The sequence below is a fragment of the Streptacidiphilus pinicola genome, assembly GCF_003258295.1.
GTDB classification, from domain to species: Bacteria; Actinomycetota; Actinomycetes; order Streptomycetales; family Streptomycetaceae; genus Streptacidiphilus; species Streptacidiphilus pinicola.
Window position 1 is genome coordinate 1 of the sequence record NZ_QKYN01000030.1, and the last position, 24,926, is coordinate 24,926.

A 24,926-nucleotide genomic window follows, 5' to 3' on the forward strand; every position below is an offset into this window, starting at 1 on the left:
GGGGCGGTGCATCCGGCGTGGCCGCAGCCGCAGGGGCGGCTGCAGGCGCACGTGCAGGGGCGGGCGGCGCGGTTCCTGCGCTGTCCGGGCACCAGCCGCATCCGTCCGGGGGCGGCGGGCGGGGTATGCCGCCTGAGGTTCCGGTAGGCGTCGATGAGCCGATCGAGGTGGCCGAGGCACTGGTCGAGCTGCCCAGTGATCAAGTCGATCTCGGCTCCGAGCGCGGCCATCACCGTGGTCCCCCGTGAGAGGGCGGGGCGGCCTCCCGCGCCGAGGCGGGCCAGTTCGTCGCGTGCCTGTCCGATCCGGCCGCGCAGCATATCGGCGAGGATGTCGGCGTCCCGGGCCATGTCGCAGATCAAGGTGGCCAGGGCCAGGTGGGCGGGAGATCCGCTCGCCTGGGCGGTCAGGTCACGGCCGGTGGTGCCGAGCCGCTTGTGCAGGCGGTGCCTGCCCGGTTCGCGGATCGGGTCGGGACTCTCGGAGGGGTTCGTCGTGGCAGTCATCGCGAGTGCTCCATCTCTGTTGTGCGCGAGGGGTCTTGGGGTGCGGCGGCGCGGGGTCAGGTCGTCTTCGGGCGCGGCAGGTCGGGGTGGACCGGGCAGGGCGTCCAGTCGCCGGGCGGGGCGTCGAGGTCGAGGTCGGCGTCGATGCGGACCTGGTAGTGGCAGGCGCGCAGCATCCGGGCGGCGTTGGTGGCCATGCGCTCCGCGACCCCGTCGGACAGGTCGTAGGGCAGGCGGCGGTAGCGCTGGTGGAAGTAGTCCTCGGTGATGAATCCGGCGCGCCGGAGCAGGAGGCTGACCAGCGGGTCGTGGCCCTGGGCCGTGGTGCCGGTGCACTCATGTCGGCAGATGTTCACGACCGGCTCGTCAGGGCGGGCCATCGTGGGACCGTCTTCATCCAGGTGGTCCATTCACGTCTCCCTTTATCGGGCCCGGATTTCGGGCGCACTTCTCCCCGGGCGGAGTTCTCCTGGGGAATTCGCGGCGTTTCTTGCTTTTCGCCGCCGCCCGGTTTTCCCGGGCACATTTAGAAGGTAGCTCGACGTCGGCCGACGAGTCGAGCCGGAATGGGGCTTTGAAATGCTGGAATTTCCGCGAATTCACGACGCCTTGTGTCGTGCAATTCGGATTCGACGACCGAAGTCGTCGCGTGGTCGCCGTGCTGCGACGCGATCGCAGGCGCGCCCGCCCGTCAGCGTGTTTCGGGCAGCAGGCGCATCAGGCCCGCCTGCGCGCCCCCCGCGCGTGGCCACACGTGTGGGCCCGCGCCTCTGCGCCGCCCGCGCCCCGGCCAGGCGGGCGCTCTCACCTGCGCATGCCGGCGGTCGGCACCGTCTCGCCGGCTGGCCAGAAGCAAGGGCGAGGGAGGGAGAGGGGAGTGAGCACGGTGAGGCGAGGAGAAGCGCACCTGCCGGGCCGGGCGGGCCGCCACGCGCGAAGACCGGGGGTTACAGGCTCCCCGGGTATGGAGTCGGGGCACCTCCGGAACCGGAGGAATGCCCTGTGACCTGCGCTTATACGCCCGGTGGGGGTATCCCGTCTGTAATTGGACGGGGTCGGGGATACCCATGGTGGACGGGGATGATTGGACAGGGTGTGGGACTTCGCCAATCGCGGATTTGGTTCAGCCGGAGGAGCGCTGGCTCGAGGCGCGGCCGGGCGCCGGATGACGCGTCCGCAGCAGGTCATCGAAGGCGCGGATGGTCGCCGGCGTCGGGTGCGCGTCGATCGCCTTCAGCGCCTGGACCAGCAGGTCCCTGGTGCGCCTGACCGCGGCGAGGTTGCCCGTGCGCACGTGGAGCTGCGCCTGCTCCAGGTAGAGGGCCTCATCCGTTGGCGCGAGAGCGATGGCCTGCTGGAGGTGGGTCAGGGCCTGATCGATTCCGTCCGCGGTGCGAGCCAGCTCGGCGTGCACGGCGACGGCCTGGATGCGCGCGTGTTCGCGGTGCGCGTCGATCCAGCCGAAGGCACTACCCGCGCACAGCTCGCCCGAATAGAGGCGGACCGCTTCCTCGCGTGCTCGGCGGCGCTGCTCGCGGTCCGCAGCCGTGTTCGCCTCGCGCAGCGCATGGTGGAAAGCGGCGACGTCGGTGGCGAACTGACGGGAGTCCAGGCGCCAGCGGCCGTTTCCGTCGCTGAGGATCAGCTGGGCGCCGGGTCCCGTGCCGAGGGCTTCGCGCAGCCTGCTGCGCGCGTTGCTGGAGGTCCGGTGGAAGGTCTCCTTGGCGCTGGTGGGGTCGCGCTCGGGCCACAGGTCCTGCCAGATGTTCTCGCCCAGGACGCCTTCGTCGTGGACGGCCAGGTACGCGAGGAGCTCGCCGATCTTGCCCCGTGACAGACCCGTGTGGACTTCGCCGAGGACCGCCACGCTGAACGTGCCGAACAGCGAGACCGCGACTGAGGCACTGGCTGGTACGGGCGGATCGAGGACCTGGCAGGCGGCCTTCGGCTGAGCGGAGGGTCGGCTGCTTTCCGGTGCCGCCACAATCGGCACACTGGGCGCGGGAATTTGCCTGTCGTACCCGGCGGAATCTGGCTTGTCTGCATTCGTCGAGGAGTCGACCGTAGCGCTTTCCGTGACCGTAATGCCCTGCGCATCGGGCGATGGAATTGTGTCGCCTTCCGTGCCCGCTGCAGGGGTGATTGATTCTGGTTCCTCGGCTGACTCGTCCGGGCTTCCGTCCCCGGATTCCTCGGACATCTCATCGGCATCGTGCAGGAGTCGCGTCACCGCGTGGGCGCCTTCGACCCGCAGATGGAAGAAGCGCAAGCCGGCCCGGTCACTGTCGTGCAGGCGGGCGGTGCCGTCGTGGTGGACCTCAACGGTGACGGCTTCGCCGATCGCACGGTGGAGCAGGACAGCGGACACGCCCACGTCGGCGCCGACTTCCAGCATGGCCAGCAGCCGGCGGTGCTGAGCCGGCGGAACCTGGCTGGTGATCAGATAGGTGGGCGGCACCGGTTCGCCGGGAGGCAGGGCGTCTCGGTCGCGGATGCGGCCCAGCAGGATCTCTTCGACGCGGGCCAGCGCGGCGCCTACATTCTGCGCGGCGTGGACGCGGTCGGCGAGCCCTCCGGGCACGGCGTGGGCGCCAGTCAGTTGCTGGAGGTCGTCGACCGTGGTGATGACGTGTGCGCCGGACTGCTCAGGCACGACGAGGACGTGGAGGAGAAGCGCCCGGATGGCGTCCTCGGCGCCGGGCCCCGCGAGGGAAAGGACGTGCAACGGCTGGTCGTTCAGCAGATCGTCCAGAGTGAGCTGCTTCCCGGACTGGTCCGCGATCGGCAGGCCTGACTCGGGACCGTCCTCGGGTGCGAGCGGTTCTTGGCCTTGGAGGGTGCGCAGATCGGCGAGCAGCGGATGGTGCTCGGGGCGCTGCTTCACCTCTTCTAGCGAGGGAAGGGGACGGCCGGCGGGCGCGTGGACGGGGCGGCGGCGCATCACCTGCAGCGCGGTCACGCCCAGGGCTGCGGCCAGGGCGAGGGACACGTATCCGGCGTCGCGCGGCAGCCGCAACCCCGCCGTGTGCCGGCCGACTGTTCGGGCGGACGCAGACGCGGAGGGGGCCGGCGGTGGTGCGGTTGCACCTGTTCCTTCCGCTCCGTGTGTGCGGGCGCCGCCGGGGTCTGACGGGCTGGAAGGCTGAGGCGTGGGGCGGGAGGCGACGTCGTGCTGGGTGGGGAGTTGGAGACTCCAGCCTGGGTAGATGAGGTTCGGGTTCTGGAACCTGCGGCCATCCGTCTCGGTGTCGTCCTGGTTGAGCGCGTAGATCTCCGGCCAGCGCAGGGGATCGCCCAAGTGCGACTGCGCCAGCTGCCAGAGCGTGTCACCAGACTTCACACCCACCGTGTTCGGGCTCGCGGCGTTCTGCCCGGGATGCAGTGGCGCCGTGGCGGCAGCTGGCGCGGGGTTGATGGAGCCGTCTTGAGTAGGTGCGCTGGCGGCGGGCGTGCGGGTGGCGGTGAGCAGGGCAATGAGGATCCCGCCGATCAGCAGCGAGCCGAGCGTGCGGCGCGCCGTGACGAGCGCGAGGCCCGTCGAGCCGCGCAGCGCGGAGAGGTGGCGCAACGCCCAGACCACTTCGAGCAGGACGCTGGCGGTCAGCACAGCCCAGGTGATCCACCCGGCAAGCGCGAGGACCGCGAACAGCAGCCGGTCGTCGACCGGCTGCTCCGCCGTGGCGATGACCTCCGACGGGCCGGGCAGGTGATTCCCGAGCGCGGTGGACAGCTGCGGTGTGCCGATGAGCAGCGTAGGCAAGGCCGTCAGCAGTCCAGCGACGAAGACCGCCTGGACAGCCGCGGACAACGCCGATGGCAGGCGCCCGGCACGGCGGAGCGCTAGGCGCTGGGGGCGACGCGGTTGGTTCACGGTGCGCTCTGTTCCGCGTGGGCGGTGGTGCCGGCGTGGACGGTCAGGCTGGTGATGCCGACCAGGGTGAGCAGGTGGGTGGACACGGTTTGGGTGACGGACACCGACACGGTGTCCGCGCCGACCGTGACGGTCCCAGGGACGCCGACCCGGGCGAGGTAGGCACGGGCGTCTTGTGCTGCGCCGTCAGGGAGTAGCCGCACGGTCCCGCTGGACCGTAGAGCGCTGAGGTCCAGGGCCTGGGCGCCGGCGCGGGCGGCGTCCTGTGCTTCGCCAAGCGCCTGCACCTTCGCGGCCAGCGCCTGGCCGAGGTCGGCCGTGATGCCGAGGAAGAGCAGCAGCCCGGTGAGTACGACGACGGTGAACGCGGTCACCGAACCCTCATCCGGCCTGGGGTCGCACGGCTCGTGATGCTGTCGCCGCGCCAGCACGTAAGGCCGCACCTACGGCCTCCCGTCAGAGACGTACTCGTAGGAGTCGACGGGCACCGAAGCCGTCGACCGGGACACACGACTGCCCGGAAGCGGAAGCCCGAGGTCGGACAGCTCAGTGGTGCAGGCGACTGTGACCGTCACCTCACCGCCCGCCGTGAAACGGCTGGTGTCCGTTGTGACGTTGAAGCCATGGCACGCGCGCCCGGTCTCCTGCAGAGCCGTACGCGCGGTCTGGGTGGCGACCTGTTGTGCCTGCCCGGGCAGCCGCAGCAGGGATGCCGCTCGTGCCGCCTGCTGTGCGGCGGAGTCGACGTCCAGGCGGGCGTTGACCAGCCGCCCCAGCATGACGGCACAGAGCAGGAGCAGCACCAGGGTCGGGGCGAGCAGAACGAGCTCGACGCTGGCTGAGCCGCGGTCACGCGGGCGGGGGGAGGCTGGTCGGTGCTTGGGCACGGGCGAGTCCTCGAAGGGGACGACGGGTGCGGAGGTGAGGGTCACGGCGCCGACGCCGGCGCCGTGACGCGTTCGACGGGACCGGCGGCGTGTGCGGTCACGGGCAGGTGCAGTCCCGGGAACACGCTCAGGACTTGGCCGTGGACCACGGCAGTCACCTGGTCCGATGTCCGGACCACCGTCAGTCGCGCGTGCTGCAGGACATCGCCCCCGAGTTGGGCAAGCGCTTGCGCTCCCGCACCGTTGCCGTCGGCCGCCGTGCCGTCCTCGGTTTGAGCCTGGGCGAGCGCGTTGGCAGCGGCGGCCTTGGCGATGTGCGACGCATGTTCCACCAGGGCGAACTGCACAATGCCCATGAGCAGCAGCATCAGCAAGACCATCGCGAGCGCGGTCTCGACCGTCGCCGAGCCCTCGTCCGCAAGTGACGTGTCCTCGGCTGACGGCGACGGCTGTGGTTGGTCGCCGCGGCGGTTGCGCTTCATCACGGGTTCCTCGATCCGCCGCGGTCACAAGTTGATGCTGTTGACCTTGGCGATGACCTTCGCGCTGATCACGCCGATGACAGTGATGGCGAGGATGACCAGCAAGGCGGTGACGATGACGGCCTCGGTGCTGTAGCCGTCGTCCCCGAGGTCGCGGAGACGGGCGGCGAGCACGCGCAGGCGGGCAGTGAGGCAGGCGAGTTCGTGGTGCATGGTGGTCCTGGTTCTTCGAACGTGGCGTGCAGGGAAGGAGAGTTCGGACTCTTCAGAGCGATTGCATGGCGTGGGCCAGTGAGGGTTAGGCGAGGATGCCGAGGAAGCCGGTCATCATCAGGGCGACGGGGATGGCCATCCGCTCGGTCGCGGAGGAGGCTGCTGCTTCGGCGTCCGCGAGCAGGTGCGCGCGCAACGAGGAGGCTTTGGCCATGAGGGTGTTGCGGACGCGGGCTCCTTCGCCGCCGGCGAGCGCGATCGAGCAGGCGAGCTCGTCCAGGTCGGTCACACCGAGGCGCAGGCCGAGGTCGCGGAGCCGGTCCCACGGCGGGGTGCGCGTGATCTCGGCCTCCCGCAGGACGAGACGGAAGGCGTCGAAGGCTTCCCCTTCGCCTTCCGTGGCGGCATCGCGCAGTGCCTGCTCGACGCCCGCGCCTCCGGACAGTGCGACGCCGGTCATGTCCAGCCAGGCTGAGAGTGCGTGGCGGACGGTGTGCCGCCACTCGGCGGCGGTGGAGCGCAGCGCGAAGTCAGGGGCGAAGAAGCCCGCGGCCGCGAGCAGCACAGCGAACCCGATTGGCACTGTCCAGCCCGGCTGGATGCCGAGGACGCTGACCGCGAGGCATAGCGGCCACGGGGTGACCAGCCCGAGGAGCGCGGCCAGGGCCTTCTCCGCCAGATGACGCTCGGCCGGCTTACCCAGAGCCGCAAGATCCGCGCGCGCCTTCGGACCCGGCAGCCCGCAAGCCGCGAGGACGGGAGCCAGACGGGAGCCGAGCCTTCCGGCCCAGCCCTCCGCGATCCCCATGACCTGAGGGGACGTCACCGCCGCTTCACTGCTAGGTGCGGCGGGTGCTGGCGTGGTGAGGCGGGCGATCTCAACGCTGAGCGGGACACGCTGCGGACGTAGAGCGGTCACCGTGGTCCAGGCACCGCATCCGACGGCGGCGGACAGAAGGAGTACGAGCATCGTCATCGCGAACCACCTGAGGACGGGACAGGCAAGCCGGCGGGGGAGTTCAGCAGGCGGGGGCCTTCGCGGAACCGGGCCAGGCGCCGGATCATCGCGAACCCAGCGGCGAAGACCAGCGCGATCCACAGCAGCACCAGCTGACCCGCCGCAGTCCCGAAGGGAGACATGAACGATGCGTCCAGCAGCATCAGCGCGACCGGCATGCCCACGGAGACCCCGGTGATCAACCGCTGGGCGGTGCGGACCCGCGCCTGCGAAGTGTGGACGCGGATGCGCGCGCGGGCCTGCTCTCGGGTGGTGTCGGCGAGTGCCGCCAGCAGCTCGGTCAGCCGACCGGACTGCCGGCGCGACGCCGTCACCAGCGCCACCACTACGAGGTCGGCCAGCGGGTCGGCGAGTTGATCGGCGAACTCCCGCAGGGCGCTCGCCAGCGGCACGCCGCCGTCCATCCGCTCCACCAGCGCCGCTACTTGCGGGCGGATCGCCGCCGGGGCCAGCGGTCCGGTGGCGCGGATCGCCTGCGACAGTCCCGCTGCCGCGGAGAGGGTGTCCCGCAGCTGCTCGGTCCACCCGGCGACGGCCTCGACCTCCGCCAGTCGTTGCTGGTGCTCCCGATCCGGGCCGAGCATGCCGGGCAGCGCCCAGGCGGCCCAGGCCGCGACCAACGCGAGCACCGGCCACCCCGAGACGGCCAGCACGCCGCAGCTGGCGGCCACGCAGCCCAGGACTCGCGGGCCGACCGGGCGCGTTGCGGCAGCGGGTCGGTTCTTCCGGGCCCAAGCCAGTGCGTGGCGTGGATACAGGCTCGACACGGGGATGCCGGCCGTGCCGCAGTACGCGGTGACCACTCCCACGCCCAGCAGCGCGCCGCAACCCGCGGCGGTAAAGGCGTCCCAGGAGGACATCAGCCCACCGTCCTCATCATCGTCATCGAAGTCGTCTTGCTTTCTGTGCTCTTGAGAACAGGAGCGGTCAGCGGCTGTAGCTGGGATGCAGCTGGTCGAGGAGTTCGCGCAGGTGCGCCGACGGCGGGGCGGCGCGGCGGGCGCGCTGGTCGGGGCCCGGTTCCCACAGCTCGTTGGAGATGATCTGCACGCCGTCGGCGTCGATGATCTCCCGCACCGAGGACACCACCCGCGTGCCGTCCGTGGCCCTCGACAGCTGCACCACGACGTGCAAGGAGGAGGCGATCAGCTGGTTGGTGGCCTCAACCGTCAGCTTCTCCGGCCCCTGGGCCGCGTACGCGGCCAGCTTCATGAACGCCCCACGTGATGTCGCCGCGTGGATCGAGGACATTGAGCCTTCGTTGCCGACGGAGAACGCGTTGAGCATCGCCACGACCTCGGGTCCGCGGCATTCGCCGACGATGACCCGGTCCGGGCTCATCCGCAGCGACCAGCGCACCAGCTCCGCCTGCGTGATCTCGCCGACGCCCTCCAGGTTCGCCTCCCTGGCCTGCAACGGAACCACGTTGCGATGGCGGCCGCTGCGGTGCAGGTTCAGCTCCAGGGTGTCCTCGATCGTGATGATCCGCTCGCTCGGGTCCGTCTCGTTCAAGCACGCGGACATGACCGTGGTCTTGCCCACCCCCGGACCACCGGCGAACAGCATGCTCAGCCGGGCACGAACCATCGCCCGCAGCTCCTCCGCGAGTTCGCGGCCCATCATGCTCAGGCCCACAAGATCGTCCAGTGTGGCCGTGCGCAACCGGTGGCGGCGGACCGACAGCGTCGGGGTGCCGCGCGCGTCGAACGCGGCGAACAGCCGAGACCCGTCCGGCAACTGCGCCGACAGGAACGGACTGGCCCGGTCGAACCGCCGCTCCTCGGCGCCACACGACACCGCAACCTGCCGCACCATCTCCGTCAGCGCCTCAACCGAGTCAGCGACTTGGCGGCCCAGGCGCTCGCGGCGGCCTCCGGCATAGTGGACGAACACGTGCTCCAAGTCGTTGACGAGGATGTCCTCCACCCGGTCATCCGCGAGCAGGTCACCGAGGGTGCCCAGCACGGTCATCCCCGCGCGGACCTCGTCGCAGACCCTGGCCTCCGCCTCCTCGTCCAGCGGCGACTCGGCCCGCCGAAGTCGGGCGACCGCGTCCTGCCGCAGCTCCTGCTGGAGCAGCCGCTCGGCCAGCGCCCAGCGCGCCTCGGAGGTCAGGCCATGCGACCCGGCCTGCTGCTCCGCTGCCACGAGCTGCCGACCGATCCTCGTACGGAACTCGGTCGCCAGCGTCCTGACCGCGTTGTCCGTCACGGTCACGAGCCGCCCCGCACAGCAAGCGGCCCGACCGTCAGCGGTGCGGGCGAATCGACCTCGGCGATGCCGAGGAGGCGTTCCAGCTCCCGCGCCACGCCCGATGCGGCAGCGACCAGCGGATAATCCTGCCGCCGGGGCTCCCCCGCGAAACGTCCCCCCAACAGGGCACGGCGCGTCCGCAGGCCGCCGGCCCACTGGCCCCGCAGCACCGCGGCCGTGAACGGATCCCACGGCAGGCGAACCACGCCGGAACCGCCGAGCGCGCGCAGGATCTCCCGATCGCTCTCCGGGCAGTCGCCGACCACGGCCACCACCACAGGCAGCCCACGTTCCGACGCCCGGCGGGCGATCAACGCCCCGTACAGCAGCGCATGCCGATCGCCACGCGTGACCAGCACGAGAGCGTCGGCGCACCCCCACACCCCGTGCGGCAGCGGCACGGACGGGTCGATCCGGCCGATGTCGACCAACCACGGCACCGGCCCCGTCTCCGCGGCCCCCCACAGCGGGGCCAGCTCCTCCAAGGCAGCCTTCGCCTGACCCGGGTGCAGCGGCGCAGTGACCACCGGCACGCCACCCACCAGCTGGCCGGCGTACTCCAGCACCCTGCCGTGGACCAGGCCTTCCCGCCGGGCGACGCCAGCGACCGTCACCAGACCGGCCTCACCACCGGGATTGATCACCTGCTGCAGCACTCCGCCGGCCGGATCCGCCTCCCACACCAGCGGCCGCCCCACCCCCGACCCCGACCGCCAGGCGGCCGACGTCGCTCCGACCACGGTTGTGACCCCCGGCGCCCCGGTCACGGCACCGAACGCGACGATCCGCCGCACCCCGATCGCGCTCACCGTGCGGCTCCCGAGGAAGGGCCGGTCAGCACCACGGCCGGTGCCGCCATCGACGCCAGCCGCAGCGCGTCCGCGTCACCCACGGAGACAGTCAGCACGATCGACCCCGCCCCGCTCGCCGTGTCCGCGGCCGGCTGGACCGCCAGCACCGACGCCTCCACCGCCTGACCCTCCTGCTGCGCGGACGCCGCAGAGCCAGGCGACGGGGAACTGCTGCCGGTGTCCTCGATCCGGACCAGGTCACCCACAGCCAGGGCTGGATAGTGCCCCTCCTTGACCACCAGCGACACGCCGTCCTGGCCCGTCGTCAGCGCGGAGGAGTTGACCAGCGCCGCCGTCAACAGCGTTCCTGCAGGCAACGACGCAGCCGCCCGGTGACTCACCACCAGTCCGGTCTGCGATGCCGCCAAAGCCGGAACCCCCGGAAGGGAGGAGACGTCCACGACCCGCACGTCCGCCGGACCGATCACCTGACCGAAGGACACCGAACGGGCCAGCGCCAGCACCTCGGTGCGCTGCTGCGTCGCCGACCACAGCGCCAGCCCTGCCCCGGCCGCCACGACCACCGTCGCGACGCCCGCAGCCGCGCGCAGCAGCGACCGCCGCCGCTCCAGCCCGGCCAGCTCAAGCCCGCTCGCGGTCTGGAGCACCCAGTCATCGCTTTCAAGCTGCGGCTTCTGCCGCTGCGCCACAAGGCGCATACCAACCTCCTGGCTCGGTACAAGGAAGAAGAAAATGAAGTGGAGGAGCGGGTCAGTCAGCGTGTCTGGTTGCTGGTCACCACGGAGTGGACTTCCTCCACCCGGACCTGCACCGTCGTCGTAGACGACAGATCAGGGAACACGCCCTGCTGACCGCCTCCAGCCCAGTCCACGCGCCAGTGCACCCGGACCGTCACGGCGTATGTGCCGCCCGGCTGGTCCGCCGAAGGACGCAGGAAGACGTGCCCGCAGTCCGGTGACGACGCCCTAGGATCATCACCAGGCCGCCAAGGTGTTCCCGGCCCGGCGCAGGTCAGCTGCGTTCCGTCGCCCAGATCCCACTTCACGGACGAGGGCGTCGCCGTAGCCGTCACGCTCACCCCCGGCACCTGCGCCGTCGCTGTGACCGGACGCCACTGAACCGGCTCGATCCACATCCACGTCGGAACCCGCACCACCTGGAAGCCCGCCGGACTGAACGACATCACCGGAGAAGGCAACACCAGTTCGCTCTCCGCCTGCTGCGCCACAACCACCGGACTCACCGCAGGGCCAGGCTGGCCAGCCCCTGCCCACAGAGGCAGGGCAGGACCGCCGAACTCACCCTGGTCGAACCCCCTCCCGCAGTCGAGGCGGTACCACTGGCCCCTCGACCCGTCGTCCGCCGTCGTGATCGCACCCGCGGGCACGTAAGCGCAGACCGGAGCGGATCCAGAGGATTTCGAAGGGCCCGAGGCCGAGTCCTGCGACGTGCTGCTCGCCGCGCCGAACGTGCAGTTGCTGGCCTGGCACGCCGCGCTGACGTGGGTGTGAGTTCCGCCGTCGGCGGACGCGGCGTTCGGCACGAGAGCGGCCAGTGCAGCTGACGCAAGGACGACCGCGACGCGCTTCAGCACGAGCCGACCTCGCCGATCATCTGCTGGCTGACTAGCCAGCGCTGCCAGTCTGCGTCGTAGGTGACGATGGCCTCGCTGCGATGGCGTCCACCGGGGGTGTCGTTGGCCAGCTTGCCCGTCGCCACCACGTACTGCAGCCAGTCGCCGTCATCGACGCAGTCGGCGATCTCGACGCGCGTCGGCTGCCCCGAGGGCGACACTGACACCACGCGAGGCGAGTCCTTCGTCGAACCGCGCAGCACGAGCCCTTGGCGCTTGTTCTGGGCCAGGGTCGTCGACCAACTGGAGAGCACATCCGCCGTCATGTAGCGGCCCATTTCCGGGTTCTTCCAGTCCGATGTCGCACCGAGTCGGACCAGGTCGCTCCACATCCCTTGGTAGGCGGCGAGAGCTCCCTGTACTGCAGCCCGCTGTGCGGGTGTTCCCTTGTCCGAGGCCCAAGGTGACGGAAGCCCGGAAGCAGCAGGCGATGCGGAAGGGGCGCGAGGTGCCGTCACTTCGGTCCTGCTGGTTGACGCAGCGTCACTAGCCGGCCCTGGCTGCGATGGCGTGGTGCATCCAGTCACCAATGCCATCGCCCATGCCGTGACCAGCACAGAGAACAGGGCTCGTTGCCTGAGCTTTCGCTTCATCGGAGCACACCTCCCCAGGTGCGCGGACCCTGTCCGCGCTCGGTTTGCAACTGTCGGTCACGAGCAGAGATGCCAGGATGCCCCTGAATTTTCCCGTCGTATACGGAAGTCACCCCTGGGTGGTACGGATACGACTCAATCAACGCTCGTTTCAGGGATATTCGGGACCAAGTCATCGCAAGGGGTTGACGAGGACGACTGCCAGCGTTGCCCCGAAGAGGAACGGGCCGAGTGGCAGCCGCCGGATCTCCGCACGGCGGCGAGGTGTCAAAAGGCCTGTAACGCCTGCGCATGCGAAGCCGAACAGTGCAGCCTCAGCAAGTGCCCACCAACCGGCACAGCCGAGCAGCGGACCTAGAAGGCCCGCGCTGACCTTCACATCACCCCAGCCAAGTCCACCTCGCGAGAGGATCGCCAGGCCAGCTAGGACGGCCCCGGACAGTGTGCCGGCCGCGAGCGCGCGGATTGCCTCAGCGGGGTTCCCGTGGGCAAACGCTGATGCGGCGATGAGTAGCAGGACAGATGGTGCCGCCGGCAAGACAATCGCATCTGGCAGCCGGAGTAGCGCGACATCGAGGGTGCAGAGAATCGGCCCGACCACGACCAGAACGAACCAGTAGGCCGCAGCCTCGGCCCGTGGCGGATGTCGCTCGCCCAACAGGGCAGCGCTTACGCCCGCCACGACCACGACGACAGGCCATCGACACTTGAGCGCCGTGAGTGCATCGCTGCATCGCACCTCTCGGGATGCCGCTTCGGTGTTCGCGGAAGTCTCTTCGAGAGCCCCCTGGCCCTTATTGCGCTGGTCAGGGTGTCGTGGTGCTCCGCCCAGCCTGGATCGGAGGCCCGAGGTGTTCATGCTCGTCCTGCTCGTCATGGTCGACACATTGCGGTTCAGCCCGTTTAACGTTGGGCTCGTTGCACACGACACGCGCTCATGCCTACGCCCTGGGCGCGGACGGCACCGACGCCAAGGCCGACACGCCCGTCCCTCGCTCTTCTGGAGCGCGGCATGAACGAACAACCGGGTAGCGCATGCGTGACCGTCCTGCGATGGAACTCCGAAACTGTCCATCCGACCCGCCTTGCGCGCCTGAAATTGCGTCCTGAGCTTCTTCGGCTGGACTTCGAAGACGATCTCGTGGACGACGTGCTGCTAGCCGCGTCCGAGCTCGTAGCCAACGCCACGGAGCACGCGGTCGGCCCGTATGAGCTCAGGCTGCTGACTGACGGTACTGAGCATGTCCTTGAGTGTCATGACGCCAGCTGGGAGCTTCCGCCGACAACACTGCGCATCCTCGGCGAAGAAGACAGGCTGGGTGGCCAGGAAGGGTTCAGACGGCAGCTGATGGGCGAACGCGGTCGAGGTCTGAGTCTGCTGAGTAGCATGTTCCACGGATGCATATCCGCCAGACGGACGGTTGCGGGAAAAGCCGTGTTCATCGCTTTCGGTTCGCGGAGCCCGGTCGGAAGCGCTCCTTCCTAAGTGTCACGCCCTCGGGACTCAGGTGGTGGTGGGCTGCGCGGGGATGGTCCCTTGTCGGTCGTGTTGCAGCCGCCACAGCTCGTGGAACAGGCCAGCCTTGTCGGCGACGAGTTCAGCGAAGGTGCCCTGCTGGATGATGCGTCCGTGGTCGAGGACCAGGACGCGGTCGGCCATGGCTACGTTGGTGAGGCGGTGGGAGACGAGGACGACGGCGCGGTCCTTCGCGGCGGTGCGGAGGTTGGCGAAGATCCAGTGTTCGGCGCGGGGGTCGAGCGCCGAGGTGGGTTCGTCGAGGATGAGGAGTCCGGCCGGTCGGTAGAAGGCGCGGGCGATGGCGATCCGCTGGAACTGGCCGCCGGACAGGGCTTCGCCGCCTGCCCAGTCGCGGGTGAGGAGGGTGTCCAGGCCGTTGCGGAGTCCGTCGACTACCTCGTCGGCGCTGGACGCCTGGCAGGCTGCGCGGATCGGTGTGTCGCCGCCGGGGAGGGGCTGGCCTTGGGTGATGTTCTGGCGGGCGGTGAAGGGCCAGCGGGCGAAGTCTTGGGGGACGACGGCGGTGTGCTTCCACGCCGCGTGCGGGTCGAGGTCGCGGGTGTCGGCTCCGTCCCAGGTGACCGCTCCGCTGGTGGGTAGGTAGAGGGCGGCGAGGAGCTTGGACAGGGTGGTCTTCCCGGAGCCGTTCTCTCCGACCAGGGCGACGACCTCGCCGCGCTTCACGCTCAAGGTCACGTCGGTGAGGGCGTCGCGGTGGGCTCCGTCGTAGCGGTAGGTCAGGTTCTCGGCACGGACCTCGTGCACGTCCTCGGGTTGGAGTGTGCCCCGTTCCAGCCGGTAGCCGCCCGCTTCGCGCAGGAAGTCCACCCAGTCCTGGAAGTACAGGCCGTTGCGGAACGCCTGCGCGCCGATGCTGGTGATGCCCTGCACGCCGGTGGCGACGGTGCGTAGCGCGAACACCGCGGCGCCTCCGGAGGCTGCGGAGATGCGTCCGGTGGCGAGGAGCCAGATCAGCGTCACCCACACCACCCCGGATGCGAGCCCGCCGAATGCCGCACCGATCAACGAGACCAGTGCTCCTGCGTCGGTGGCCTGGCGGTGGGAGGCGTGCATGCGGGCGCTGACGGCGCGGTAGCGGGCCATCAGGAACGGTGCCATCGTGCCGGTGCGGATTTGATCGGCGGTTTCCTGGTCGGCGAGGAACCAGCGCAGCAAGTACCGCATGCGGCTGTGGCTCATCACGCGCTGCCACGCCAGGCGGGTGAGGGTGGCGGACCGGACCTGCGCCCAGCCCTGGGGGATGCTCGCGAGGGCCAGCAGCGGGAGGAGTACGGGGTGGATGGAGGCGAGGACCGTGCCGCCTGCGATCAGGGAGACCGTCGCCGCGATGAGGTGCTGGGCGTTGTTGAACAGCTCGCCCGCCCACTCCGCGCCGCGCTCGGCGGCTTCCTTGCGGTCCCGGAACTTCGGGTTGTCGAACGCGGACAGTTCCACGTTCACCGCCGCCTCCGCGAACATCACCTCCGCCTCTTCCTTCACGACGGGGATGAGCCGCAGGGCGAGCCAGTTCGTGACGATCCCGAGCACAGCGCGCAGGCCGGCCGTGGCCACCAGGAGCGCGACGGAGACCCACGCGGACTCGAGTCGTGCGATCACGTTCCCGGACGAGAACAGGGCCGCGATGGTCCCGGTCATCGCCAGCAGCCCGGTTGCCTGCGCCACCCCGGACAGCAGCTGGCTTGCGAGCAGCCCGGCGGTGGAGCGGCGATCCACCCTCCACGCGAGGGCGACGGCTCGGGCGGCAAGGTGGGGAACCCTGCGGGTCATGTGCCTGAGCGTCAGCGCCTGTAGCTGGTCGGCGTACTCGGTGCCGTCCTCAACGATCAGCAGATCGTCGTCCGCGTCCTGATGGGTGGTGGTCGGGGCTGCACCCGTCACAGGTTCTCTCCGATCGGTGTTCCGTCCGGTCGGCGGCGCTGCACGGGCTCGTGCTGGAGGTACGCGGCGACCCCGCTCCGGCGTGCGGCGTCTGTGGCGGCGAGCAGCGTGTACTCGCCCGGGTCCATGGCGGCACGCCATTCGTCCAGGCTGCGCACGGACAGGTCGCTGTGCTCGGTGGGGTCGAGCACGATCGCGTCGATCTGGTCGTCTGTGAGGGTGCCGCCATCGAAGGTGAAGCCGATGTGGCACAGCGGCCAGCCGCCGCCGACCGGAGCGAACGAGGTGGCCAGCAGCCGCGGCTCCCCAGCGAAGCGGATGCCGGTCTCCTCGAAGCACTCGCGCACGGCGGTCTCCCACGGCGTCTCACCCTTCTCGGTGTTCCCGCCGGGCCAGTCCCACCTGTCTGGGTCCAGGACCGAGCGCATCTGCATCGGCCGGCCTTGGGTGTCGGTGAAGAACAAGCAGCCGAAGAACGTCGCGTTGGCGATCGTCGTGACGTACTGGTCCGGGGGCAGCCACCCGTGTCCGGGGCTGGCCTCTTCAGTCATCGGGACTCCAGGTAGGCGGTGGGGCGTTCGCCGCGGTGGACCTGCGTGGCGGCGAGGAGGTTCCGGGCGTTGTACTGCTCCATCAGCCCGGATTCAGCGGCTTCCTCGGGTTCCCACCAGTGGTGGGCCAGGATCTCCCCGGCCGGCACGGCGATACGGTCGACGTCGGCGGCGTCGATGGGGAGATGGAAGGTGAACATGTGACATGGGTAGGCGTAGGGGTTGTCGGTCGCTGCTCCCGGCCACAGTTCGGCGGCTGCGGTGAGCCAGCACACTGTCAACAGCTGACCGGCGATGCCGTTAACACCGACTTCCTCGCGGGCCTCACGCTCGCAACCCCGCTTCGGGGGCTCGTCGTGCTCGATCTTGCCGCCCGGCAGGACCCACCGGTTCGACTTGGCGTGGTGTACCAGGAGCACGCGCCCGTCGTCGGGGTGTGGGATGTAGGCGGCTGCCGCTGCGGCGAACAGCGCACGTTCAGAACTCACGGGGCCTCCACGGTCGGAATCGGGCATGCCTGTTGAAGCCTCAAGCAGCCCTGCCCGTAGACGAGTTGGGATGCCGAGGCGATGCAGTCTGCCGGGTGGGTCGGACAGTTGCGGGCATGTCGTGCGCGTCGGCACTCGAACGTGTGATCCCGTCCGTGTGTCGCTGGCGCGGGCGGCGCGGCAGGTGGTTGGCTCACCACACCGCCCGTGAGAGGTCAGTTCTCCGCGACGCTGCCGGGCTCGGCTTCGAGGGTGGCTCCGCGCCGCTCAGTACACGATCGCTGGAGAAGCCTCTGCCCCTCGTTCGTCATCGGGTCGCCGCCGGGTAAGGCTCGCGGATGCCGAGTGACTGGATCAGCCGCTGGATGCGGTCCACCTCGCCCCGACTGTCGGCGAGCAGGTCGCGGTGGGTGACGTGGATGGTTCGCTCGGCCGGTGCCGCGTCGGTCGCGGCCGTGAACACCTCCCATGCCTCCTCCTCGGTCAGCGGGATGCCGCCCTGGTGGAAGCGGAAGTGGTTGCGGCGCATCGAGTCCGCCGTGCCGGCCTGGTCCCGTGTGATGGTCACGAACAGGGCCCGGTGGCCGGTGATGGCGTCGAGTTGCGGGATGCGAAGCGAGTTGAACGGCGACTTGGTGATGAAGGCGGGCCGGTCGAAGTGGGCGCAGTGGGCTTGGATGCTCGCGGTGAGAGTGAGCGGGTCTGTGAGTCCGGCCCGGGTGATCTCATAGGCGTGGCCACCGAGGTGCCGGTAGGTGGGGATGGTGCGGGCGTACAGGTCTTCGGCTTCGTACGGCATGACCAGGCCGGGGATGAGGCGGGTGTTCTTGTTGTCGACGGCGAGCACGGTGTCGCTGATGGACTCGAAGGACTGGCGTGCGGGGTGGGCGAGGTTGCGGACGGGCCAGGCCCAGCAGGAGGCGGTGGTGAAGTAGGCGTAGTGGCCGGTGCTGGCGAGGACGTTGTAGAGGTGGCTGGTGCCGGAGCGCGGAGCACCGACGATGAACACGAGGGTGCGCGGCGTGTGGGTGGCCAGGGGACGCGGGGCGTAGGGGGCGCGGGCCTCGAGTTCCTGTCGGAGGTCGATGCCCTCGGCCGCGGCGATGTCCGCGCTGAACGGTGGCAGTTGGCCTGTGGCGCGGATCTGGTCGAGGGTGGCGGAGAGGTACGCGAGCGTCGCGGCGTTCGGCGTGATGCCCTGCGCGTACCTCTCCTCCAGGACCTCGGCCAGGACGTAGTGCCGGGGGTCGTCGGTGAACCTGTAGGCCCGGGTGCGGTACAGGGCGATCGCAGCGCCTTCGGGGTTGGGGTCTTTGAGCTGCGCATCGAGGTCGTGGATCAACGGTTCCTCGCTTCGGCAGTGTCGGGGTTGCGCCAGGTGTGGATGTAGCCGTGCCGGCCGAGATAGGGGGCGGTAAGGATGTGATGGATCTCCATCCAGTCGCCCAGGCGTTCCGTGGTGCACGGGTGCGGGACGTGCTGGTTGTAGGCGTTCAGCGCTCGCTGGATGGTGGTTTCGGCCAGCAGTCCGTGGGTCATGGCGGTGGTCATGCAGAGCTTGGCCAAGTCGTAGCCGAAGGGAGCCAAGGTCAGGTCGTCGAAATCGACCACGACGACGCCGGTATCGGTGACGAGGAAGTTCCTCGGGTTGGCGTCCTTGTAGAAAGCGGCCGATTCGCTCGCAGCGGCCGTGAGGATGCTGCGCGCCTGCGTGGCCGTGATCGTCGGCGCGGGCACGGCCCCGGCGTCCAGCAGAGCTTGGACGCGCGCGATGCGGGGTGCGATGAACGCCGCCAGCTCCCCGGGGCCCGGCACCCGATAGGGCGCGTCGAGTCGCGCGCGGTGCAGTTCTGCACGGTGGCCGGCAGCGTGCGCCTCAGCGAGGACGACCGCGGCGGCCGGCAGGTCATCGGGGCCGACGTGATGCCCTGCGATGGTCTCGAAGCGCAGTGCCGCGCCTTGGCGGCGCAGTAGTCGCGGTACTGGCGTCCCGAGCCGGGCCAGCCACGCATGGTGCGCGCTGGCTTGCTCTGCGGCCTGGGCGCTGGGGTAGGTCTTGGCGAAGACCAAGGGGGCGGGCCCTTTCAGTGAGGGGCGGTGCCGATGAGGTAGCTGACGACGGACGATGTCTCCACCGGGCCGTCGGGCAGCACGGAACGGAGCTGGTGCGCGAGTGCGTCGGGGTCGCCAGCGAGTCCTTCGGGGAGCCGGTATTTGGGGGATGTGGCCAGGTAGGCGGCAGTGTGCGCAAGGTCGCGGAAGCGGAAGCGGTGCACCTCGTGGTGAACGTGGCGGACCGTCAGGGCGTGGTCGGCGACGTCGCGCATGTTGGCGCTGTGGAATGCCCCGTACAGTCCCGTGCGCCGTTCGGCGTCCGGATCGAGGCCGGCCCGCGCAACGAGACGGTCCAGTGAGGCGTAGCTGTCGGCGGACTTGGTGGCGAGGATGACGGTCCCGTCCGGGTGCAGGCAGCGCACGATCTCGCTCAGCACGCGGCGCGGGTCGGGCGCGTGGTAAAGGCAGAATGCGGCCACAGTCAGTGCCGTGCTGCCGTCGGCCAGTGGCAGGTGGTGGAAGTCCGCCTGGGCCGCCGTGGCGGCGGCACCGGTCTGCTCCAGGCGGGCGCGGGTGGCGCGCAGCATGGCCCCGGAGGCGTCGATGGCCACGATGCGGGAGCCGGGGAGCGCGCGGGTCAAGGCGAGGGTGGACGCGCCGCGCCCGCAGCCGATGTCCAGGACCGGCCGGCCGGGGCGCGGTCGTGCGCCGACGGCGTACGCGGCGAGGACTTCGGGGGTGGCGCGCCCGGTGATCTTGGCGGCCATCAGCGCTCCGGTGCGGCTGGCGAGCCGGTCTCCGTCACGGTAGAGCACGCCGCCGACAAGGTGCGGGTCAAGGAACGGGGAAGGGTCAGCCACGGCTCCCCCTCTTCGCGAGGGTCAGGCCGGTGTTTAGGCGGCGGCCGTGATCTTGGCGTCGCCGATCTGGGCCAGCAAGGCTCTGGCCTGGCGTCGGCTGGTGATGCGGTAGACGGCGGCGTCGCGGGCGTGCTCCTGGATCAGTGCCACAACGCGCGGGGCCATGCTCTTGCGGTAGCCCCACACGTAGCGCAGGAAGCTCCAGGTGATCCGGTCGTAGACGCCGGTCGCATCGTTCTGGCCGCCGCCGTACCGGAGCCGCCGCTGGGCGATGCCCCACAGGCACACTCGCGCGGGAAGGTCCAGGAAGACCACGGTGTCGGCTCTGGTGAGCCGGATGGGGAGCGTGGCGGCGTAGTTCCCCTCGATCACCCACGACGGTGCGGCGACCAGCTCCTCTTGGATCGCGGCGAACTTCTCCTTGTCCAGCGCGTTCCATCCGTCGTCGTAGTACACGGCGTCCAGGTGCGTCACAGGTGCCTCGATGAGCTCCCCGAGGCGGTTCGACAGCCATGTCTTGCCACTGCCGCCGCAGCCGATGAGGGCGATTCGTTTCACGAGTAGGGACGCTATCGAGCCGGGTGAGGGGGACGAGGTAGGAAATCACGATTCTCCCCCAAATCGACGCAAGCTTATGTTGATCGTTTGGACTTGTCGCGACAGGCGGAAGGGATCCAGGCGCTCAAGGCAGCGCGTCAGTAAGCGCGTTCGCTCGCTCACGGTCATGGCGGCGACGGCGCGGGTGATATCGGTCACGTGGGCTCCGTCGTCCGCGTGGAGCTCGCCGGGGACGACGGTTCCCGCTCCCCGGTAGCGCGCCGGAACGATCGGTGCGCATCCGGACAAGACGGACTCGAAGATGCGTTGGGTGTACTGGCCGGAGTTCACGTACCGGTCCGGGGCGAGTAGCACCGTGGCGTGCGCTTCCCGGTGCAGGGCGACGCCGTGCCGGAAGGGGACGCGACCGATGAACCGCACGTGGGGCCAGCGGCCCGTGTCGGTCCACTTGCCCGCGACTACGTGGTCCAACTCCCGTGCTGGCGGGGCGAAGAACTCCCCGAACGCCCGGTCGCGGCCGTACTGGTTCCCGACGTACACCAGCGGCAGCCTGCGGCCGGTCGACGCGAGCGCGGCGGGATCAGCCTGATCGATTGCCCGGTCGGCGACGGGGAACAGCAGGCTCACGGCATGGTGCCGCGGGTACAGCGCCGGTTCGAGGACCGTGACGTGCGCCGTCTGCCGCAGCGGGTCGGCCGGGGCGAGCTGCTGATCCTTGTCCCACAGCAGCGCGGGCACGCCGAGGGTGTGCACGTAGTGGGCGATGAGCTGCTGCTGGCGGTGCAGGTCGCAGGTGTGCCCCAGCGTCCCGCACGGGCTGTCGTTACGGCCGGGGACGGGCCAGCGCCATTCCAGGAACAGCGCGTCGATGTCCGGCAGCCCCGCGTCCCACCCGTACGGCCCGCCGACGGGCGTGCCGGACTCGGCGCTATCGCGGTCGACCTGGAGGAACGTGATCTGGTGCCCGGTCTCGATCAGGCCGTCCACGAGCGCCTTGCGGTGGCTGCGTCCGCCGTCGGGGGTGTCGGTGATCCCGTCGCCGAGGAAGCCCCAGAAGCTGTAGCCGATCCTCATGTCTCCTCCACCCACCAGCCCTCCAGCAAGAGGGCGTCAATGCCGGATTCGGTCAGGCAGTCCAGGGCGTGATCAGGGGTGCCGCAAATCGGCTTGCCCTTGATGTTCAGGCTGGTGTTGATCAGCACCGGCACGCCGGTGATTGCCGCGAACTCGGACAGGACGGAGTGCAGGAACGGGTTGCGGTCGCTGTCGAGGGTCTGGACCCGGGCGAGGCCGTTGTCGTGGACGACGGCCGGGATCATCTCGCGGGCGCGGTCGGTCACACCGCTGGCGAAGGACATGAACGGGGCGGCCTGCCTGAGGGTGAAGTACTGCCTGGCGTGCTCGGCAGTCACCACAGGCGCGAAGGGACGGAAAGGCTCGCGGAACTTCACTCGTGCGTTCAGCCGCTCCACCACCTCCGGCTTGAGGGGGGACGCCAGGATCGACCGGTTGCCCAGCGCGCGGGGGCCGGCCTCCAGCGCTCCTTGGAACAGGCCGACGATCTTCCCCTGCGCCAGCTGCCCGGCCAGGTAGCGGGCGGCGTGTGCGGGTCGGTGCGCGGTCATGCCGGGCCGCGGCTGTGATCCGAGGTCCAGGCCGGGAAACTCGGGTCCCAGGTAGCAGCGCCCGTCCACGCCCTCCACGAGTCGGGGAGCACGGGTCTGGTGGACGGCCAGCGCCGCGCCCGCAGCGGTGCCCGAGTCGCCCGGCGCGGGAGGGACGAACACCTCGTCATACCCCGCGCGCTCGACGATCTTCCCGAGGCTGACGCAGTTCAGGGCCACGCCCCCGCCCACACACAAAGCCCTCTGCCCAGTGCGGTGCCGAGCCTGGACGGCCAGGTGAACCATGACCTGCTCGGTGCGCTCCTGGAGTGCGGCGGCAAGATCGGCGTGGATCTGGCCGGGTTCCTCGGCCGGCATGCGGCGCGGGCAGGTCGCGGCCACGAACGCGGGCGACAGGCGCGGATACCGGCTGGACATGACCCGCAGCGGGAACCAGGAAGGATCCAGCGCGAAGGCGTCCGCGGTGATCGAGATGGCCTCGGCGAACAGGGCGCGGAACCGCGTCGGATCCCCGAGTGCGGCGAGCGCCATGACGGTGCCCTCCTCGTCGCCGCGCCGCCATCCCAGGTGCTCGGTGACAGCCCCGTAGGCGTAGCCAAGGGAAGCGGGATCAGGCAGCGACCAGCGGCCCGTCAGGGCGACTCCCGCCGCTTCCCTGCGCGCGGTGCAGATGGACGTGGTGGTCGTCTCACCGAGGCTGTCCACCACCAGCACGGCGGCCTGCTCGAACAGGGACGCGGCGAACGCGTATAGCCCGTGGGCCCGATGGTGCTCCACGCCGTGCAGGGCCGCGTTCGGGAAGCGCTGCCCGAAGGCTCGCAGCCGCTCGGACGCGCGCCCGTGGACCCGAAGGAAGCTCCGAACCCGGGGCAGCGCCCGGGGAGCTGTGGCCGGCCGAAGGTGCCACCATGGCGTCGCCCCGCGCAGGTACAGGCGCGGCGAGAAGTTGTACGCCACGTCCGTCACATCGGCGGCCGACAGACCAGCAGTCCTCAGCAGCCACCCGACAGACCTTTCCGGGTACGCCTTGGTGTGCTTCTCGCCGTTGAGACGCTCCTCCTCCACCAGGCCAACCAACGACCCGTCCATGATCAGCGCCGCCGCCGAGTCGTGCGTGCCCGAGCACAACCCCACCACTACCGGCTTCATCGAGCCGTCCTCCCGTCCAGCACCGCGTACCAGTTGCTCAATCCCGATCCGAGGACGTCGGTCGCGGAAGCGACCATCTGCCGTGCGTCGGCCCGGTCTCCGCCCTTCCAAACTCGGTAGCTGCGCATCACCTCCGCGAAGGCACCCCACGCGGACGGCGGCGTGCCCCCGGCGACGATCTGTTCCATCAGAGCGTCGAACGTCTCCCACGGCACGCCCAGCGGCTCCATGGCACGGCTCGGTTGCGGAGCGGACAGGAGCGCGAGGGCGTCGGCGATGTTCTGCTGGTACAGGTGCAGCGAGTCCGCGTGGTGGTGGTACTCGCCCAGCTCCGCGCCGATCCAGTGGGCCATCAGCTCGTGCAGGATCGTCGCGGTGAAGATGTCGTAGCAGAACCCGAGCCACAGGTCCTGGCTGCGCATCGTGGTGTGCATCTCCAGTCGGCCGTCACGCAGGTAGAAGCGGTAGCCGAGGGTGCAGGGCACGTCGCTGTGGCCGGGGATGTCCCGGGCCGGGTTGTAGAGCTGGACCAGGGCGCGGCGCGAGTCGGGGTCGGCGAGCAGCGTCCGGCGCACGTGGTCGATCTGGTCGACCTCGTCGAGGCCCTTGCGCCACGCCCTCATGCGTGGCCCGTACGCGCCGAGCAGCACACCGGCGTCGGTGTACTGGGCCATGCGTTGGTTGTAGGTGTAGATCCACGGCGCGTCAGAGCCGGACAGAATCCACACCGCCTCGGCGGCGGCGAAGGCCGCGTTGAGCACCCGCGCGGGCGGTAAGTGGACCATCCGGCGGCGCGGCTGCGTCAGCGTCAGGTGCGCGCCGATGACCTCGGTGGTGGCCATGCCGCGCGGCTTGACCGCGCGCCCGTGTTCGAGCACGGCGGAGCATGCCCGGGTGAATAGCTCGTTGGCCGAAGCCGCCTCCACACAGATCATGCATGCCCCCTGGTCCCGTTGTGGTGCATCCATTCCCACTGGGCCGCGATCCCCTCGCGGGGCCACACCTGCGGCCGGTAGGCCAGCACCGTGCGTGAGAGTTCGAAGTCCGCTTCGGTCGCCTCTGGATCGCCGGACCGGGCGGCCACTTCCACGAACGGCACGGACCTTCCGGTGACCTCCGCCACCAGCTCCAGCAGCTCGCGCACGGACAGCGTGGCCGGCCCGGCCACGTTCACGGCTCGCCCGGTGAGCGCGGTGTGCTCGGCCCGCACAAGAGCGGCCACGACGTCGCTCACGTACGTGAAGTTCCTGCGCTGACTGCCGTCGCCGTACAGGCGCATCGCGCGCCCGGTGCGGACTGCGTTCAGCATCCTGGCTATCGCCATGTCCTCGCGCTGCCGGGGACCGTAGACCGTGAAGAAGCGCAACGCCACGACCTGCGTCGCCGCGTCGCGCCTGGCCGCGTAGGCGAGCGCGAGTTGTTCCGCGGCTAGCTTCGACACCCCGTAGGGCGAGAGGGGCCTTACCGCGCCGCTCTCGCTTGACGCGCCGCCTGCCGCGCCGCCGTAGACGCTTGACGAGGAAGCGACCACCAGTCGCGGTACCCCCGCCCGCTCGCACTGCTCGATGAGCTGGTGGGTCGCGGTGATGTTGTCCTGCACGTACGAGGCGAAGTTCTTCCCCCAGGACCCGCGCACGCCGGTCGCGGCGGCCAGGTGGAACACCGCGTCTACTTCGGCGAGGAGTTCTCCCAGGTGCGGGCCGGCCACGTCGACGTGCTCGAACGCGAAGCGAGGTGATCCGATGGCGTGGGCCAGGTTCCGGGCGGCCAGGCTGTCGCCGCTCGGCGAGCGCCGGTCCACCGCCCTGACGCGCCAGCCGCGCGCCAAGAGCTCGTCCACGAGGTGCGAGCCGATGAATCCTCCGGCTCCGGTCACCAGGGCCAAACGGTGCTCGTTGCTGTCCAAAGAAGCATCCTCCATGCGGTGGGTTCCTTGCTTCCTGCTGCTCGGGCG

27 protein-coding genes are annotated in these 24,926 nt (G+C 70.0%); 1 reads left to right on the top strand and 26 read right to left on the bottom strand.

Annotated elements, in window-relative coordinates; genetic code table 11:
* From DN069_RS07585 to DN069_RS39335, 15 genes are all read right to left on the bottom strand, one after another.
* Positions 1-506: hypothetical protein (locus tag DN069_RS07585; protein ID WP_133259843.1), on the bottom strand; the 506-nt coding region annotated here is incomplete at its 3' end.
* 56 nt (positions 507-562) lie between these two features.
* Positions 563-916 carry a hypothetical protein gene (locus DN069_RS07590; protein WP_111500083.1) on the bottom strand — a complete coding sequence of 118 codons (354 nt, stop codon included), beginning with the start codon at positions 914-916 and terminating at the stop codon, positions 563-565.
* Positions 917-1,629: 713 nt separating this feature from the next.
* Positions 1,630-4,266 carry an AfsR/SARP family transcriptional regulator gene (locus DN069_RS07595; protein WP_165845406.1) on the bottom strand — a complete coding sequence of 879 codons (2,637 nt, stop codon included), beginning with the start codon at positions 4,264-4,266 and terminating at the stop codon, positions 1,630-1,632.
* Positions 4,267-4,373: 107 nt separating this feature from the next.
* Complete coding sequence (locus DN069_RS07600; protein WP_111500085.1) at positions 4,374-4,751, bottom strand: hypothetical protein; 378 nt, start codon at positions 4,749-4,751, stop codon at positions 4,374-4,376.
* A 69-nt stretch (positions 4,752-4,820) separates the two neighbouring features.
* Positions 4,821-5,309 carry a TadE/TadG family type IV pilus assembly protein gene (locus DN069_RS07605; RefSeq protein WP_111500086.1) on the bottom strand — a complete coding sequence of 163 codons (489 nt, stop codon included), beginning with the start codon at positions 5,307-5,309 and terminating at the stop codon, positions 4,821-4,823.
* Complete coding sequence (locus tag DN069_RS07610; RefSeq protein WP_111500087.1) at positions 5,306-5,746, bottom strand: TadE/TadG family type IV pilus assembly protein; 441 nt, start codon at positions 5,744-5,746, stop codon at positions 5,306-5,308. The genes DN069_RS07605 and DN069_RS07610 overlap by 4 nt, the downstream gene beginning before the upstream one ends.
* Before the next feature lie 24 nt (positions 5,747-5,770).
* Complete coding sequence (locus tag DN069_RS07615; RefSeq protein WP_037606736.1) at positions 5,771-5,959, bottom strand: hypothetical protein; 189 nt, start codon at positions 5,957-5,959, stop codon at positions 5,771-5,773.
* 85 nt (positions 5,960-6,044) lie between these two features.
* A complete protein-coding gene (locus tag DN069_RS07620) occupies positions 6,045-6,767 on the bottom strand; it encodes a type II secretion system F family protein (RefSeq protein ID WP_165845407.1) in 723 nt (240 codons plus the stop codon).
* A 164-nt stretch (positions 6,768-6,931) separates the two neighbouring features.
* The gene (locus tag DN069_RS07625) at positions 6,932-7,837 is read right to left on the bottom strand and encodes a type II secretion system F family protein (protein WP_111500089.1); all 906 of its coding nucleotides are present in this window, start codon (positions 7,835-7,837) and stop codon (positions 6,932-6,934) included.
* Between the two features lie 67 nt (positions 7,838-7,904).
* Positions 7,905-9,194 (bottom strand): TadA family conjugal transfer-associated ATPase, encoded by a 1,290-nt coding sequence (locus DN069_RS07630; protein ID WP_116513675.1) that lies wholly within the window; start codon positions 9,192-9,194, stop codon positions 7,905-7,907.
* Complete coding sequence (locus DN069_RS07640) at positions 9,191-10,039, bottom strand: hypothetical protein (protein ID WP_111500092.1); 849 nt, start codon at positions 10,037-10,039, stop codon at positions 9,191-9,193. Before DN069_RS07640 ends, DN069_RS07630 begins: the two co-directional genes overlap by 4 nt.
* Complete coding sequence (locus DN069_RS07645) at positions 10,036-10,740, bottom strand: SAF domain-containing protein (protein WP_111500093.1); 705 nt, start codon at positions 10,738-10,740, stop codon at positions 10,036-10,038. The genes DN069_RS07640 and DN069_RS07645 overlap by 4 nt, the downstream gene beginning before the upstream one ends.
* A 56-nt stretch (positions 10,741-10,796) precedes the next feature.
* On the bottom strand, positions 10,797-11,636 hold the full coding sequence (locus tag DN069_RS41375) for a hypothetical protein (RefSeq protein WP_111500094.1): 840 nt from the start codon (positions 11,634-11,636) through the stop codon (positions 10,797-10,799).
* Complete coding sequence (locus DN069_RS07655; RefSeq protein ID WP_111500095.1) at positions 11,630-11,953, bottom strand: hypothetical protein; 324 nt, start codon at positions 11,951-11,953, stop codon at positions 11,630-11,632. The genes DN069_RS41375 and DN069_RS07655 overlap by 7 nt, the downstream gene beginning before the upstream one ends.
* 487 nt (positions 11,954-12,440) lie before the next feature.
* On the bottom strand, positions 12,441-13,145 hold the full coding sequence (locus tag DN069_RS39335; protein WP_133259845.1) for an A24 family peptidase: 705 nt from the start codon (positions 13,143-13,145) through the stop codon (positions 12,441-12,443).
* A gap of 135 nt (positions 13,146-13,280) precedes the next feature.
* Between DN069_RS39335 and DN069_RS39340 the strand changes: the two genes are divergently transcribed.
* Positions 13,281-13,754 carry an ATP-binding protein gene (locus DN069_RS39340; RefSeq protein ID WP_133259846.1) on the top strand — a complete coding sequence of 158 codons (474 nt, stop codon included), beginning with the start codon at positions 13,281-13,283 and terminating at the stop codon, positions 13,752-13,754.
* 18 nt (positions 13,755-13,772) lie between these two features.
* On the opposite strand, the gene DN069_RS07665 is transcribed toward DN069_RS39340, so the two are convergent.
* The 11 genes from DN069_RS07665 to DN069_RS07710 all read right to left on the bottom strand — a co-directional run bounded on the left by DN069_RS07665 (position 13,773) and on the right by DN069_RS07710 (position 24,893).
* Positions 13,773-15,686 carry an ABC transporter ATP-binding protein gene (locus DN069_RS07665; protein ID WP_243638983.1) on the bottom strand — a complete coding sequence of 638 codons (1,914 nt, stop codon included), beginning with the start codon at positions 15,684-15,686 and terminating at the stop codon, positions 13,773-13,775.
* A complete protein-coding gene (locus DN069_RS07670) occupies positions 15,683-16,237 on the bottom strand; it encodes an NUDIX domain-containing protein (RefSeq protein WP_243638984.1) in 555 nt (184 codons plus the stop codon). The genes DN069_RS07665 and DN069_RS07670 overlap by 4 nt, the downstream gene beginning before the upstream one ends.
* Positions 16,234-16,725: an NUDIX domain-containing protein gene (locus DN069_RS07675; RefSeq protein ID WP_165845409.1), complete on the bottom strand. Its 492-nt coding sequence runs from the start codon at positions 16,723-16,725 to the stop codon at positions 16,234-16,236. Before DN069_RS07675 ends, DN069_RS07670 begins: the two co-directional genes overlap by 4 nt.
* Positions 16,726-17,032: 307 nt before the next feature.
* Positions 17,033-18,067 carry a sulfotransferase gene (locus DN069_RS07680; RefSeq protein ID WP_165845410.1) on the bottom strand — a complete coding sequence of 345 codons (1,035 nt, stop codon included), beginning with the start codon at positions 18,065-18,067 and terminating at the stop codon, positions 17,033-17,035.
* Positions 18,064-18,795 carry a phosphotransferase gene (locus tag DN069_RS39905; protein WP_165845411.1) on the bottom strand — a complete coding sequence of 244 codons (732 nt, stop codon included), beginning with the start codon at positions 18,793-18,795 and terminating at the stop codon, positions 18,064-18,066. The genes DN069_RS07680 and DN069_RS39905 overlap by 4 nt, the downstream gene beginning before the upstream one ends.
* A 14-nt stretch (positions 18,796-18,809) precedes the next feature.
* Complete coding sequence (locus tag DN069_RS07685) at positions 18,810-19,640, bottom strand: class I SAM-dependent methyltransferase (RefSeq protein ID WP_133259847.1); 831 nt, start codon at positions 19,638-19,640, stop codon at positions 18,810-18,812.
* Positions 19,641-19,673: 33 nt separating this feature from the next.
* Entirely contained in the window at positions 19,674-20,198 is a 525-nt protein-coding gene (locus DN069_RS07690; RefSeq protein ID WP_111500101.1) for a P-loop NTPase family protein, read from the bottom strand.
* A 45-nt stretch (positions 20,199-20,243) separates the two neighbouring features.
* Entirely contained in the window at positions 20,244-21,272 is a 1,029-nt protein-coding gene (locus tag DN069_RS07695; RefSeq protein ID WP_111500102.1) for a hypothetical protein, read from the bottom strand.
* Entirely contained in the window at positions 21,269-22,972 is a 1,704-nt protein-coding gene (locus DN069_RS07700) for a carbamoyltransferase family protein (RefSeq protein WP_111500103.1), read from the bottom strand. The genes DN069_RS07695 and DN069_RS07700 overlap by 4 nt, the downstream gene beginning before the upstream one ends.
* A complete protein-coding gene (locus tag DN069_RS07705) occupies positions 22,969-23,907 on the bottom strand; it encodes a thymidylate synthase (RefSeq protein WP_111500104.1) in 939 nt (312 codons plus the stop codon). Before DN069_RS07705 ends, DN069_RS07700 begins: the two co-directional genes overlap by 4 nt.
* Positions 23,904-24,893, bottom strand: coding sequence for an NAD-dependent epimerase/dehydratase family protein (locus tag DN069_RS07710; RefSeq protein ID WP_111500105.1), 990 nt, complete (start codon positions 24,891-24,893; stop codon positions 23,904-23,906). The genes DN069_RS07705 and DN069_RS07710 overlap by 4 nt, the downstream gene beginning before the upstream one ends.
* Positions 24,894-24,926: the final 33 nt, after the last annotated feature.

Coding starts and splice junctions, on each gene's coding strand:
- DN069_RS07590 (WP_111500083.1), bottom strand. CDS start 916: ATGGACCACCTGGATGAAGACGGTCCCACGATGGCCCGCCCTGACGAG.
- DN069_RS07610 (WP_111500087.1), bottom strand. CDS start 5,746: ATGAAGCGCAACCGCCGCGGCGACCAACCACAGCCGTCGCCGTCAGCC.
- DN069_RS07615 (WP_037606736.1), bottom strand. CDS start 5,959: ATGCACCACGAACTCGCCTGCCTCACTGCCCGCCTGCGCGTGCTCGCC.
- DN069_RS07620 (WP_165845407.1), bottom strand. CDS start 6,767: ATGGGGATCGCGGAGGGCTGGGCCGGAAGGCTCGGCTCCCGTCTGGCT.
- DN069_RS07625 (WP_111500089.1), bottom strand. CDS start 7,837: ATGTCCTCCTGGGACGCCTTTACCGCCGCGGGTTGCGGCGCGCTGCTG.
- DN069_RS07645 (WP_111500093.1), bottom strand. CDS start 10,740: ATGCGCCTTGTGGCGCAGCGGCAGAAGCCGCAGCTTGAAAGCGATGAC.
- DN069_RS07655 (WP_111500095.1), bottom strand. CDS start 11,953: ATGGGCCGCTACATGACGGCGGATGTGCTCTCCAGTTGGTCGACGACC.
- DN069_RS39335 (WP_133259845.1), bottom strand. CDS start 13,145: ATGACGAGCAGGACGAGCATGAACACCTCGGGCCTCCGATCCAGGCTG.
- DN069_RS39340 (WP_133259846.1), top strand. CDS start 13,281: ATGAACGAACAACCGGGTAGCGCATGCGTGACCGTCCTGCGATGGAAC.
- DN069_RS07670 (WP_243638984.1), bottom strand. CDS start 16,237: ATGACTGAAGAGGCCAGCCCCGGACACGGGTGGCTGCCCCCGGACCAG.
- DN069_RS07695 (WP_111500102.1), bottom strand. CDS start 21,272: ATGAGGATCGGCTACAGCTTCTGGGGCTTCCTCGGCGACGGGATCACC.
- DN069_RS07700 (WP_111500103.1), bottom strand. CDS start 22,972: ATGAAGCCGGTAGTGGTGGGGTTGTGCTCGGGCACGCACGACTCGGCG.
- DN069_RS07705 (WP_111500104.1), bottom strand. CDS start 23,907: ATGATCTGTGTGGAGGCGGCTTCGGCCAACGAGCTATTCACCCGGGCA.
- DN069_RS07710 (WP_111500105.1), bottom strand. CDS start 24,893: ATGGAGGATGCTTCTTTGGACAGCAACGAGCACCGTTTGGCCCTGGTG.